The organism is Lysobacter sp. Root690, from assembly GCF_001427785.1.
Lineage (GTDB): Bacteria > Pseudomonadota > Gammaproteobacteria > Xanthomonadales > Xanthomonadaceae > Lysobacter.
The window spans coordinates 406,037-421,239 of record NZ_LMHM01000016.1; the positions used below are offsets into that span (position 1 = coordinate 406,037).

A 15,203-nucleotide genomic window follows, 5' to 3' on the forward strand; every position below is an offset into this window, starting at 1 on the left:
CGGCCACCGTTCTACATGCACGTACGCCGACGGCAGCATGTAGCCCGGCAGGCGCGACTGCAGTTGGCCGCGCAATGCCGACGCTTCGATCGCGTCACCCTGCCAGTACGCCACCAAGGTTCGTTCCGATCCCGCGTCACCACGCGCGACCACCACTGCGTCGCGCACGCCCTCGCAGGCCTGCAGGGCCGCCTCGATCTCGCCCAGTTCGATCCGGTAACCGCGCAGCTTCACCTGGAAATCGTTGCGGCCCAGGTAATCCAGACCGCCGTCGCCGCGGCGCCGGACCAGATCGCCGGTGCGATACACGCGGCCACCCGCCACGAACGGATCGTCGATAAAGCGCTCGGCAGTCAGTTCCGGGCGATGCAGATAACCACGCGCCACGCCCGCGCCGCCCAGCCACAGCTCGCCGACCACGCCTGGTGCGACCAGTTCGCCGCGTTCGTCGACCACGTAGGCGCGCGTGTTCGCGACCGGCGTGCCGATCCCCGGCACGAAGCCTGCCGAGCGCGGCATCGAGACCCAGGTCGAGTACGTCGTCGTCTCGGTCGGGCCGTACAGATTCGCCACCCACGCCGCCTGGGTCTGCGCGAACACCTGCTCGACCAAGTCGCGCTTGAGCGGTTCACCGGCCAGATTCACCGCGCGCACGCTGGACGGCAGGTTGCCCGCGTCCAGCACCGCTTTCAGTACCGATGGAACCGTGTTGATCAGGGTCGCGCCTTCCAACTGCGCGCCGGCGCGCAGCAGATCCTCTACCAGCACTACGCTGCCGCCCGTGGTCAACGGCACCAGCAATTCGAATACGGCCAAGTCGAAATTGACCGAGGTCGAACACACCGTGCGCGCCAGATCCTCCTGCGCGAACGCGGCATGCGCCCAGGCAAGCAGGTTGACGGTGTTGCGATGTTCGATCGCCACGCCCTTGGGCCGGCCGGTGGAACCTGAGGTGTAGATCACATAGGCCAGATGGTCGGGACGCAATGCCACCCGCCGCGGTTGCGACTGCGTGCTGTCGGCGGTGGCTTCGACTTCCAGCACCGTGTAGCCGTCCATGCCCAATCGTGCGGCCGCGCCACCGGCGCTCACCACCGCGACCGGTGCAGCATCTTCCAGCATCTGCAGCACGCGCTCGCGCGGGTAACCCGGGTCCAGCGGCACGTAGGCGCCACCGGCCTTGAGGATGCCGAGCAAGCCGACCACCAGTTCGACCCCGCGTTCTGCGCAAAGGCCCACGCAGCTATCGGGCACCACACCCAGCTCGATCAATGCATGCGCGACCCGGTTGCACGCGACTTCCAACTGCGCATAGCTCAACTGCGCGTCGCCGCAACGCAGCGCCGCCGCGTCTGGCATGCGCGCGACCTGCGACTCGAACAGATCGACCAACGTTTGCTGCGACTGCTCGATCGACGGACCGACGCTTGCTTGCAGCAGTTGTGCGCGTTCGCCCTCGTCCAGCAACGCCAGCGACGATACCGCTGCGTCCGGCGACCGCGCCATGCCGTCCAGCAAACGCTCCAGCCATTGCGACCAACGCGCCACGGTGTCCGCGTCGAACAGATCGCTGGCGTACTCGATCGCTCCGTTCAACCCGTCCTCGGTTTCGGTCAGCGACAGCGAGATGTCGAATTGCGTGGTCGCATGCGGAATCGACAACGCCTCGACTCGCATGCTGGGCAACGCCGCCGCCGGCTTGTCCGTCGTGTTATCAAGCACCAGCAGGGTCTGGAAGATCGGCGCATGGCCCAGCGTGCGCGAGGGCTGCACCGCATCGGCCACGCGATCGAACGGCAAATCCTGATGTTCGTGCGCCGCCAAGGTGGTCTCGCGGATATCCGCGAGCAATGCGGCTACCGTGGTCGAATTCCCCAACCGCGTGCGCAGCGCTAGGGTGTTGACGAAGAAGCCGATCAACCCTTCCAGCTCCACCCGCGGCCGGTTGGCGACCGGCGACCCCACCACCACCTCGCCCTGCCCGCTCAATCGCGACAGCAAAGCGCTCCAGCCTGCCAGCAGCACCATATACAAAGTCGCGCCGTGGGTTTGCGCCAATGCGCGAAGGCGTTTGGTCAACTGCGCATCAAGCTGCACTGCATGCATTCGTCCCGCGTAGCTCTGCACCGGCGGGCGCGGCCGGTCGGTCGGCAGCGCCAACAGTTCCGGCGCGCCGCGCAACTGCTCGCGCCAGTAATGCGATTGCGTTTCCCAGCGCGCGCCACTCAGCCAGCCGCGTTGCCACAGCGCGTAGTCGGCGTACTGGACCGGCAACGGCGGCAGCGGATCGTCCAGACCCTGCGCGAATGCGGCGTACAGCGCTCTCAGTTCCTCCACCAGCACCCCGAGCGACCAGCCGTCGGAGACGATGTGGTGCTGAGTCACCAGCAGCACGTGCTCGTCGGAATCCAGTCGCAACAGACGACCACGGATCAGCGGACCGCGCGACAGATCGAAACGCGATTGCGCCTCCTCGCGCATCTGCGCTTCCAGCGCGGCCTCGCGCGATTGCATCGGCAGCGTCGACAGATCCACGCGCCGCAGCGCGAAACCCGCAGCCGGCCCGATCCGCTGCTCCGGCTCGCCTTCCACGTCTTCGAAACGCGTGCGCAAGGCTTCGTGACGCTCGACGATTCGCGTCAGCGCGCGTTCCAGCGCCGGTTCGTCCAGCGCGCCGTGCAGGCGCAGGCCCGCGGCCACGTGATAGGCCGCGCCGGCCGCCGCATCCAGCCGATCCAGGAACCACAATCGCTGCTGCGACCACGACAACGGCAATCGATCCTCGCGCGAGGCCGGCATGATCGCCGGCAGCCCGCTGCCACCGCCGGCCTGTACGCGTCGCGCCTGACCGGCCAAGGTCGGTTCGGCGAATACCTCGCGCAGCGGTAGTTCAACGCCGAGGCGTTCCCGCACCCGCGCCTGCAGACGCACGGCCAGCAGTGAGTGGCCGCCCAAAGCGAAGAAGTGATCGTGACGACCGACCTGCTCCACCCCCAACAACTCTGTCCATAGCTGCGACAGCGCTTGTTCCAGTTCGCCTTCGGGTGCTTCGTACATTTGCCGCGCATGCGCGTCGCCTTCCGGCGCCGGCAATGCCGCGCGATCGAGCTTGCCGTTCGGCGTCAGCGGCCATTGGTCCATATGCACATAGGCCGTAGGCAGCATGTACTCCGGCAGGCGCGATTGCAGTTGGCCGCGCAGCTGCGACGCGTCTACTGCATCGCCCTGCCAGTACGCCACCAAAGTCCGCTCCGAACCCGCTTCGCCGCGCGCCACCACCACCGCATCGCGCACGCCCTCGCAGGCCTGCAACGCCGCCTCGATCTCACCCAGTTCGATCCGGTAACCGCGGATCTTCACCTGGAAATCGTTGCGGCCCAGGAACTCCATCGTCCCGTCCGCCCAGAAGCGCGCCCGGTCGCCGGTCTTGTACATGCGTTCGCCCGGCACGAACGGATCGGGCACGAAACGTTCGGCGGTCAGTTCTTCGCGGTTCCAGTAACCCTCGGCCAGGCAATCGCCGGCGATATACAGATCGCCCGGCACGCCCACCGGACTCGGCTCGCCACGCGCGTCGAGCACGTAGTAACGCGCGTTCCAGATCGGACGGCCGTACGGAATGCTTTTCCAGTGCGGCTCGACCCGGTCGATGCGATGGTAGTTCGACCACACCGTCGCCTCGGTCGCACCGCCCAGCGCCACCACTTCGCAACGCGGGAAGGCGCGCCGGACGGCATCGGGCAAGTCCAGTCCGATCCAGTCGCCGCTGAAGAACGCCAGCCGCAGATCGCGCGACACTTCTTCCGTCAGCGAACTCACCAAGCCTGCGAACACCGCGGGCGCCGAGTCCCAGAAGGTGATGCCGCTGCGCAGCAGTTCGATCAGACGCGCCGGATCGCGCACTTCCTCCGAGCGCGCCACATGTACGCTGCCGCCGCTCCACAGCACGCCGAACAGGTCGTACACCGACAAGTCGAAGCTCAGCGAGGTGGTGAACAAGACCCGGTCCGACGGTCCCATCGCAAACGTCGATTCCACCCACGCGAACAGGTTCGCCGCCGCCGCGTGCTTGACCATTACGCCCTTCGGACGGCCGGTCGAACCCGAGGTGTAGATCACGTACGCCAACGCCTGCGCGTCCACGCCAATGCCTTGCGACGACGGATTCCACGCCGGCTGGTTCGACCACAGTTCCGCGTCGTCGACACAAAGCACCCGCGCCGCCGACAAACCTTCGTGCTGCGACAATGACCGCTGCGACAGCACCATCCGCGGCGCGCAGTCCTCCAGGGTTTCGCGCAGCCGCTGCATCGGATGCGCCGGATCCAGCGGCACGTAGGCCGCGCCGGCCTTCGCCACCGCCAGTACGGCCGCGACCATCCACGGACCGCGTTCGAGCAGGATGCCGACCCGGTCGCCCGCTTGCACACCATCGGCGAGCAGCCGATGGGCGATCCGGTTCGCGCGTTCGTTCAACGCCTCGTAACTCCAGCGCTCATCCCCGCACAACACCGCCAGCGCCTGCGGACACGCGCGCACCTGGCGCTCGAAGCCGGCGTGCATGACCTCGCACGGATACTCGTGCTGAGTCGCGTTCCAGTCCACGGTCAAACGCTTGCGCTCACTAGCAGACAACGTGGGCAGAGCGGAAGGCGTCACCGCCACCGCACCGGCTGCCTCGTCTTCAAGCGCCCCGACCAGGATTCTCACCGCATGTTCGACCCGCTTGAGCGCGGCTTCGGACTCGATGCCCTTCGCGCAATGCACCTTCAGCGCGAATCCCGTGCCGTAATCGTCGACCGACAACGCCAGCGGATAATGGGTGTGCTCGTCGCTGACCAGCAGCCGCATGCCGAAGGCGTGGTCTACACCGCCGCCCTCGCCCGCGTCTTCGATGCCCGCCAACAATCCCGCGCTGTGGCGGTAATTGATCAGGGCCGCGAACGGCGCCGCGCCCGCGCCGAGTCCCGAACACCGCTGCGCCAGCGCGAGCGAAGCGTGCTCGTGCTCCAGTAAAGCGCCCATTTGCTGATGCAGGGCGCGCAACGCGTCGACCGCCGAGGCCGCGTCCAGGTCCACGCGCATCGGCAAGGTGTTGATGAACACACCCGGGGTCGCGGCCAGCGACGCGTTGTGCAGCCGTCCGCTCAGCACGGTGCCGAACACCACGTCGCTGCGCCCGCTCGCGGCGCCCAGCGCCAAAGCCCACGCCAGATGGAACACCGCCGCGGCGCTGACCCCGGCCTCGCGCGCGCAGTCGCGCAGGCGCGCGGCCAACGCGGTGTCGACCCGGCGCACGCCATTGCTCGCGCCGATCACGCCGTCGGCGACCGTCGCCACCCCGAACGGCGCGGTGATCTCGTCCATCGTGCCGAGCAACGCCGAGAAATACGCCGCATGCTCGGCCTCCGACGATGCCGCCACCGACTCGATGAATTCGCGATAAGGCGCCGCCGTAACCACATCGGCGCGGTCTCCGCGCACTTGCGCGGCGACTTGCGCCAGCACCAGTTCGAGACTGACGTGATCGCTGACGATGTGGTGGTTGAGGATCGCCAGCAGCCATGCGCCCGAGGTTTCGTCGAACGCGGTCCAGGCGCGCAGCAGCGGCGGGCGGGTCAGATCCAGCCGTACCCTCGCCGGGTCGCTGGCCTGCATCAGCGCATGGGTCGCGCTCATGCCCGGCGGCGGCGTCACCGCCTCGACCGGCAGACGGGCATCGCGATGCACCAGTTGCAGTGGTTCGCTCAGCCCCTGCCAATGCATCGAGGTGCGCAGGATGTCGTGGCGGTCCACCATCGACTGCAGTCCGGCCGTGAACGCCTCCAGGTCGTCGCGACGCTCGAACTGGAGCAGCGTGCGGATCAGGTACGCGTCCGCGCCCTCGTCGCGCAGATGATGGAACAGCATGCCCTGCTGCAGCGGCGACAGCGGATAAGCGTCTTCCAGATCGTCGACGCGTCCGCGCGCCCTGAGCAGGGCATCGCGCACCTCGGCATCGTCCAGGCCCGGCAGCGGGGCCACACCGGCCTGCGCGAACACAGCCTCGGGTTGGGTCGCCAGCGCGGCCAGATCGCACAGCACCGGCGCCGAGAACACGCTGCGCACATCGAGCCGCAATCCGCGCTGGGCGAGCCGCTCGATCAAGGTCACGACCATCAACGAATGGCCGCCGAGACGGAAGAAATGATCGTGGCGTCCGACCCGCGGCAGATCGAACAACTGTGCCCAGACTTCGGCCATGACCGACTCGACCTCGCCTTGCGGCGTCTGATACGCGAGCGCGCCGAGCGCATCGCGATCGGGCGCCGGCAGCCTGTCGGTATCCAGCTTGCCGTTGCGGGTCAGCGGCAACGCGGCCATGGGAACGAATGCGGACGGCACCATGTACTCGGCCAGGCTGGCGCACAGCGCGGCGCGCAGGCCGGCCACGTCCAGGCCGGACAGATCCGGATGCGCCGAACCGGCCGGCACGATGTAGGCGATCAGGCGCAGATCGCCGGAACGATCCGCGCGCGCGACGACGGCGGCCTGCGCGACCGCGGGCAAGCGCAGCAATGCCGCTTCGATCTCGCCCGGCTCGATCCGGAATCCACGCAATTGCACCTGCTGGTCGATTCGCCCCAGGTGCTGGATATCGCCATTGTCGAGAAAGCGTCCGAGATCGCCGGAGCGGTACAACACTTGTCCGGGCTCGAACGGATCGGCGACGAAACGCTCGGCGGTCAATGCCTCGCGATTGAGATAGCCGCGGGCGAGGCCAAGGCCACCGACGTAGATTTCGCCGGTCGCTCCGTACGGCAGCATCCGGCGATCGTGATCGAGGATATACACGCGTGTGGTCGGAATCGGCCGGCCGACGTTGTTGTCGGCGCTGGCCAGTTCAGCTGCGCCCAGGTGCTTGAAGGTCACGTGCACGCAGGTTTCGGTGATGCCGTACATGTTCACCAGCGCGACCCGCGGATGCCGCTGCTGGAACGGCGCCAGCTTGCTCGGGTTGAGCGATTCGCCGCCGAACACCACATAGCGCAACGCGGCGAGATCGATCGCTTCGGGCAGCATGCGCGACAGCGCGAGAAACGCCGACGGCGTCTGGCTCAGCACGCTGACGCGATGCTCCGCCAGCCAGTGAGCGAAGCCCAGCGGATCGGTGCGCAGCGGGCCCGGCACGATCGCCGCGCAGGCGCCGTGCAGCAACGGACCGAACAATTCCCAGACCGAGAAGTCGAACGCGAACGAGTGGAACACCGACCACACATCGTCCGGCTCGAAACGGAACGGCAAGGCATCGTTGATCAGCAGGCGGACCACGTTGCGATGCGTGATCGGCACGCCCTTGGGCTGCCCGGTCGAGCCGGAGGTATAGATCACATAGGCATCGGCATCGGCCTGCACGTCCTCGCCGATCGCCGCATCCGACTGCTCCGTCAGGCCCGGGTCGTCGCTGGCCACGGCCATGCAATGCGCGGGCAGCCCGTGAGCATTCGCGCCGCCCGCGATCACCGCCAGGCGCGCGCCGGCGTCGTCCAGGGTGAAGGCGATGCGTTCGGCCGGCGCATCCGGATCGAGCGGCACGTACGCGCATCCCGCCTTCAGGATTGCGAGGATGGCCACGCCGGCCTCGACCGAGCGGCTGGCGAGCAGGCCGATGCGATCGCCCGGCGTCGCGCCGCGCGTGCGCAGCAACCGCGCCAACCGGTTGGCGCGCGCTTCGAGCATCGAATAGGTCAGGCTGCCGCGCTCGTCGAGGATCGCGATGCGATCGGGCGCCTGTTCGGCCCGGCGCCCGATCAGACCATGCAAGGTCTGCGTATCCGGGTAACCGGTGCGCGCGCCTTGGGCCAGTTCGCGTTGTCGCTCGATCTCGGCCGCGGAAAGTAACGGCAGCGCATCGACCTCGCGCGAACTGTCGCCAGTGATCTCGCGCAACAGCGCGGCGTAATGGCCGGCGATCTGCTCCGCCATCCACGCATCGAAGAAGTCGGCGTTGTAGACCAGATGGCAGGCATAGCCGTCGCCTTCGTCGCTGACCAACAGGTGCAGATCGTTCTTGCCGTAGCCGAGGTTGGTCTCGACGGTGCGCACGGCGAAGTCCGCGCCCTGCCGCGCGTTCGGGGCGCGCTCGAACTGGAACAGCAGATCGAACAGCGCGGTGCGGCTCATGTCCTTTTCGGGCGCCAGCCACTGGACCAGGCGGTCGAACGGAACCCGCGCATGCGCGTCGGCCTGCGCGCGCGCTCGTGCTGTGTCGGCCAGCAACGCGGCGACGCGGGTGTCGGCGTCGATGCGTTGACGGATCACCTGCAGATTGGCGAACGGACCGAGTGCGGGCGCGCTCGTCTCGGCCGCGGCGCTGGTTCCGAACACGATGTCCTCGTGCCCGGCATAGCGGCGGATCAGCGCGGCGAAGGCGGCGCTGGCCACGGCGGCCTCGTCGCTGCCGACGCGCGCGGCGGTCGCGCGCACCGCTGCCGCCACCGCATCGTCGACGCGGAAGTCGATGCGCGCGGCGGTATAGGTATGCACCGTCGGCCGCGGTCGATTGAGCGGAAGTTCGACCGCCTGCAGCGGCGCGCGCAGTTGCCGTCGCCAGTACAGCGCGGCGGGCTCGAAGGTCAAGCGCGTATGTGAATCCCGATGCAGTCTGGCCGGGTATTCTTCGGCCTGGACCGTCGCGATCGGCGCGCCGTCGTAGACCTGCACGATCGCCTGCACGATCTGCGCCAGCGCGGCGCGGTCGGCGACGATATGGTGAACACTGAGCGCGAGCAGGCTCGGCTGCTCGCCGTCGCGATAAAGCCGCGCGCGCAGCAACGCGCCCTCGCCCAGCGGCATCGGCTCGGCGGCCCAGGCCAGGGCCGCGTCGACCGGATCGGCGGCCGTGTCGACCTGCGACCAGGGGATCCGCTCGTCGTCGACGATGCGCTGCCCCACTCGCCCGTCCTCGGCGACGATGCGTGTGCGCAGCGCCGGCTGCGCCGCCACGACTTGCGCGAGCGCGGCGCGCAGGCGATCGGCATCGACCCGTCCGCTCAGCCGCAGCAGCAACGGCAGATTGTGGTAGGTCGGGCTGGAGGGATACAGGCTGCCCGCTTCGAAAGTCTCGATGAACCAAAGCCGCTGCTGGTGCGGCGACAGCGCCAGCACATCGGAACTGGCTGCCTCGGGCTGCGTGGCGACGGCCTCGTCAACGCGAACGCGCGCGGCCAGCGGCGCCGACACGATCGCCGTTTCCGGCGCCTGCGTCATCGTCAGCAACAAAGCCTCGAAATGATCGGCGCAGCGTTCGATGCTGGCCGGATCGAACAGATCGGCGGCGTATTCGTAGCGCAGTTCGATCCGGCCATCGTCGTCGCTGACGTACACGGTCAGGTCGCACTTGGCGCCGATCTCCAACGGCGCCAGCGCCGTCGCCTCGATCCCGGGCAGCGCCAGTTCGGCGCGCGGCATGTTCTGGCATAGCAGCATGGTCTGGAACAGCGGCGCATGGCTGGCCTCGCCACGCTCGGGCCGCACCGCTTCGACGATCTGCTCGAACGGCAAGTCCTGATGCCGGTAAGCATCGAGCGCGGTGACCCGGGCCTGCCGGGCCAGCACTTCGAAGGTTTCTTCGCTGTCCAGGCGCAAGCGCAGCGGCAGGCTGTTGATGAAGAAGCCGATCAACGGCTCCAACTCGGCCCTGACCCGATTGGCGACCGGCGTTCCGACGACAATATCGTCCTGTCCGCTCAGGCGCGCCATCAGCGCGGACCACGCGGTCAGCGCGGTCATGAACAAGGTCATGCCGCGCGCCGCGCCGAAGCCGCGCACGGCGTCGCCGAGACGCGCATCGAGGCGGCGAATCACTTCGCCGCCGCGCGTGCTCAACGTCGCCGGGCGCGGCCGGTCGGTCGGCAGGTCGAGCCGCTCGGGCGCGCCGTGCAAGTGCGCTCGCCAGAACGCCAGATGATCCTCATGCGCGTGCGCGGGCATGGTGTCGCGTTGCCACACCGCGTAATCGGCGTACTGGACCGGCAGCGGCGGCAGCGGGTCGGGCCGGCCGGCGGCGAACGCGGCGTAGAGCGCCGACAACTCGCGCGTCAGGATCGCCACCGACCATCCGTCCGAGGCGATGTGATGCTGAAGCACCAGCAAGCCGTGACTGCGCTCGCCGATGCGCGCCAGCAGACCGCGGATGGGCGTGTCCGCGGCCAGATCGAAACCGCGCCGGACCTCTTGCAGACAGGCCTTGCGCGCCTCCTCCCAGGCCGCGTCTTCGGGCAAGTGCGACAGATCGATCTGCCGCAGCGCGAATCCCGATTCGGCCGGCAGGATGTCTTGATACGCGATCCCGTCCTTGGCGACGAAACGGGTGCGCAAGGTTTCGTGCCGGGCGACCAGCGTGTTCAACGCGCGGCGCAACGCGGCGATATCCAGCTCGCCCTCGAGCTTGAACCAGCCGGGCATTCGATAGGCGGCGGCGCCCTCGGGATCCATCCGGTCCAGAAACCACAGCCGCTGCTGCGCCCACGACAACGGTAGCTCGCGATCGCGCGCGACCGGCGACACCGAGAGCAATCGTCCTGCGTGAGCACGGCCCGCCTGCGCCGCCATGGCTGCGAGAGTGGGATGTTCGAATACCTCGCGCAGCGGCAACTGCACGCCGAGCGCTTCCTCGATGCGCGCCACCAGCCGCACCGCCATCAGCGAATGGCCGCCGATCTCGAAGAAATGATCGTTACGCCCGATCCGCTCGATGCCGAGCAGGTCGCGCCACAATCCGGCCAATGCGGCTTCGACACCGTCGGCGGGTTCGACGAACGCGCGACGCGCCAGCGCGTCCTCGTCCGGCGGCGGCAAGGCCGCGCGATCCAGTTTGCCGCCCGCCGTCAGCGGCCAGCGCACCATCGGCACGAACGCCGACGGCAGCATGTGCTCGGGCAGCCGACGCGCGAGCGCGGCGCGCAGACGCAGCGGCAGGTCGGCGCATGCGGCCGCGAGCAAAGGCCAGCTGTGTAAGCCCGACGACGGCACCGGCGAAGACGGGAACGCGGCGCCCGCAAGCGCCTGCAGTCGTGCTTGCGCACCGATCGCGGCCTCGTAGCGACCGTCGCGGCCGCTGTCGGCCCAGCTCAGTCGCAACGCCAGGCCGCGCTCGGCGCACATCGCCGCCAGTTGCGCGGGCAGCATGCCGAGGCTGTCGTCGTCGTTCGCGGCCTGCGGCCGGTACGGCAGGAAACCGGGCATCACCCGCCGCTGTTCGAGCATGCGCGCGAACGGCGCGATCCAGGGATGCGCGATCCCGCGCACGGCGAGGATCGACGAAGGATCGGCGGCGGCCGTGTCGAGCATCGCGCTCAGCGCGGCGGTTCCGCGCCAATCGCGCCAATCCAGCGGCGGCGCGGCCTCGATGGGCGCGTTGTCGTGACTGTCCGCCGCATGGGTATGGATGACGACGTCGTAGCGGAACGCGGCCATTTCGGTATGCCGCTCGCCCAGCTTGGGCAGGATCTCGATGTCGCGGATCTGGGGATAGCGATCGCGCAAGGATACGAACCAGGCAGGATCGACCAGCAGTTCGCGATCGGCGATCGCTCGCCGCCGTGCCTGCTCGAGCACCTGCGCATCGCGGGCGCAGGCGGCGGCCTGATGCAATGCGACCGACAGATGGAAGGCTTCGCCGAGTCCCCAATGGCGGATGTCGCCGATGAACAAGCGGCCGCCCGGCTCGAGCCGCGACAGCATCGCCTCGAGCGTGCGCTGCAGATAGTCCACATCGGGGAAGTACTGCGCGACCGAGTTCAGGATCGCGGTATCGAAACGCTCCGCCACCGCGGACAAGTCGTGCGCCGGCGCCGCGTCCACCGCCGCGACCGCGGCGATGGCCGGATCGCGGGCGATGCGGCGGGCGAGCTTGCCCACGGTCCGCGCCGACAAGTCGGTGCCGACGTAACGGCTGCAGTCCGCTGCGAGGTTCTGCAGCAGCAGGCCGGTGCCGCAGCCGACTTCCAGCACGCGCCGCGGGCGCAGTTCGCGGATCCGCGCGAGCGTGGTGTCGAGCCACTCGCGCATGGCCTCGTCCGCGATCGCGTCGCGGGTGTAGCTGCTGTTCCAGCCGACCGTATCGAAGTTGTCGGAACCGTCGCCGCCGTCCTCGTCGGCCTGTTCGTCGAAGATGCCGGACCATTGCTCGACTTGCGCGTCCGCCGCTTGGGCGTCCGCGGCCGCGGGATCGGGAACGACGTAGGCGGCGATGCGCGGCTCGCTGTCGCGATCGCGCACCACGGTCACCAGTGCATCGCGTACGCCGTCGGCTTCGCGCAGACAGGCCTGGATTTCGCCGAGTTCGATGCGATAACCACGGATCTTGACCTGATCGTCGTTGCGGCCGAGGTAGTCGAGCCTGCCATCGGCATGACGCCGCACCAGATCGCCGCTGCGGTACAGCCGGCCTTCGCCGAACGGATTGTCGATGAAGCGTTCAGCGGTCAATTCGGGGCGATGCAGATAACCGCGCGCCACGCCGTTGCCGCCCAGCCACAGCTCGCCGACCACGCCCGGCGCAGCCAATGTTCCATCGGCTTCAACCACATACGCCTGCACGCCCGGCAACGGTTCGCCCAGATGCGGACCGTGTTCGGCGCTGACTCGCGCCAAGGTGCTGTTGACCGTGCATTCGGTCGGGCCGTAGGCGTTGTAGCAGGCCACCGGCGCATTCGCCGCGCGCTTCCACGCCGCGGCCGGAAACGCTTCGCCGCCGACCAGGATCGCGCGCAGTTGCGGCAGCGGCCGTTCGAACAGGCCGCCGTGGATCAACAGGTCCAGTTGCGATGGCGTGCAGTCGAATACCGATATCGCTTCGGTGTCGAGAAAGTCCAGCATGCGCGCGGCGTCGGCGCGAACGTTCGCGGGTACCACACACACGGTGTGGCCCGAGCCCAGTTGCACCAGCGCCTGCAGCGAGGCATCGAAGGAAACACTGGCGTTGAGCGCCACGAGCAGTCCTTGCGGCAGTTCGTCGAACACGCGCTCGCGCATGCCCTGCCACAGGTGCAGCAGCTGGCGGTGTTCGACCATCACGCCCTTGGGCCGGCCGGTCGAGCCTGAGGTATAGATCACATAGGCCAAGTGGTCGGGACGCAAGGCCACCTGCGGCGCGTGCACCTGCGCGCTGTCGGCGGTGGCTTCCACTTCCAGCACCGCAACGCTGTCCAGAGCCAACCGCGCGGCCGCACCGCCGGCGCTCACCACCGCGACCGGCGCAGCATCTTCCAACATCTGCAGCACGCGTTCGCGCGGATAGCCCGGGTCCAGCGGCACGTAGGCACCGCCGGCTTTCAGAATGCCGAGCAGGCCGACCACCAGTTCGATTCCGCGCTCGGCGCATAGGCCCACGCAGGTGTCGGGCACGACGCCCCGCTCGATCAAGGCGTGCGCGACTCGATTGGATGCAAGCTCCAACTGCGCATAGCTCAACTGCGCCGCACCGCTGCGCAATGCCACCGCATCGGGTGTGCTTGCGACCTGGGAATGGAACAGCTCCACCAACGTCTGCTGCGGCTGCACGGACGACGGACCAGCGCTGCCTTGCAGCAGCTGCGCACGCTCGTCTTCGTCCAGCAACGCCAGCGACGTCACCGCCGCGTCCGGCGTCCGCGCCATGCCGTCCAGCAAACGCTCCAGCCATCGCGACCAGCGCGCCACGGTGTCGGCATCGAACAGATCGCTGGCGTACTCGATCGCCCCGCTCAATCCGTCCTCGGTTTCGGTCAGCGACAACGAGATGTCGAATTGCGTGGTCGTATGCGGAATCGCGATCCGCTCGACCCGCAGCTCGTGCAGCGACGGATCGCCGCCGTGCGGCGCGTTCTGCAGCACGAACATCGCCTGCACCAGCGGGTTGTGGCCCAGGCTGCGCTCGGGCGCCATCGACTCGACCACCTGCGCGAACGGCACGTCCTGATGCACGAACCCGTCCAGGGCCACCTGCTTGACCTTGTCCAGCCACTGCGCGGTGGTGCTGTCGCGCGGCAATTCCAGCCGCAGCGCCAGGGTGTTGACGAAGAATCCGATCAGGCCGTCCAGGCGGCTGTCGCGACGGTTCGCCACCGCGGTACCCACCACCACCTCGCCCTGCCCGCTCAGTCGCGACAACAGCGCGCTCCAGCCCGCCAGCAGCACCATATACAAGGTCGCGCCGTGGGTTTGCGCCAATGCGCGCAGGCGCTGGGTCAGCGCCGCATCCAGCCGCACCGCGTGCGTCCGTCCCGCGTAACTCTGTACCGACGGGCGCGGCCGATCGGTCGGCAGCGCCAACAGTTCCGGCGCGCCGCGCAACTGCTCGCGCCAGTAATGCGATTGCGTTTCCCAACGCTCACCGCTCAGCCAACCGCGTTGCCACAGCGCGTAGTCGGCGTACTGGACCGGCAACGGCGGCAGCGGATCGTCCAGGCCCTGCGCGAATGCGGCGTACAACGCCCTGAGTTCCTCCACCAGTACGCCGAGCGACCAGCCGTCGGAGACAATGTGGTGCTGAGTCACCAACAGCACGTGCTCGTCGGTCTCCAGTCGCAGCAGACGCCCGCGGATCAGCGGACCGCGCGACAGATCGAAACGCGATTGCGCCTCCTCGCGCATCTGCGCTTCCAGCGCGGCCTCACGCGATTGCGTCGGCAGCGTCGACAGATCCACGCGTCGCAACGCGAAACCCGCGACCGACTCGATCCGCTGCTCCGGCTCGCCTTCCACGTCCTCGAAACGCGTGCGCAGAGCCTCGTGACGCTCGACGATACGCGTCAGCGCACGTTCCAGCGCCGACTCGTCCAGCGCGCCGCTCAAGCGCAAGCCCGCCGCTACGTGATAGGCCGCACCGGCGGCCGCATCCAGCCGGTCGAGGAACCACAACCGCTGCTGCGACCACGACAGCGGCAATCGATCCTCGCGCGAGGCCGGCATGATCGCCGGCAGCCCGCTACTTCCGCCGGCCTGTATCCGTCGCGCCTGACCGGCCAAGGTCGGCTCGGCGAATACTTCGCGCAGCGGCAACTCCACGCCGAGGCGTTCCTGCACCCGTGCCTGCAACCGCACCGCCAGCAACGAATGCCCGCCTAGTGCGAAGAAGTGATCGTGGCGTCCGACTCGTTCGATGCCCAGCAGTTCGGTCCACACCTGCGACAGCGCCTGTTCCACCTCGCCTTCGGGTGCTTCGTAGACCTGCCGCACAT

The 15,203-nt window shown here is 68.3% G+C and carries 1 protein-coding gene; it reads right to left on the reverse strand.

The features are described from left to right. Positions 1 to 15,203, reverse strand: a 15,203-nt coding sequence (locus ASD86_RS27990; RefSeq protein ID WP_235567818.1) for a non-ribosomal peptide synthetase, incomplete at both ends; no start/stop codon positions are given.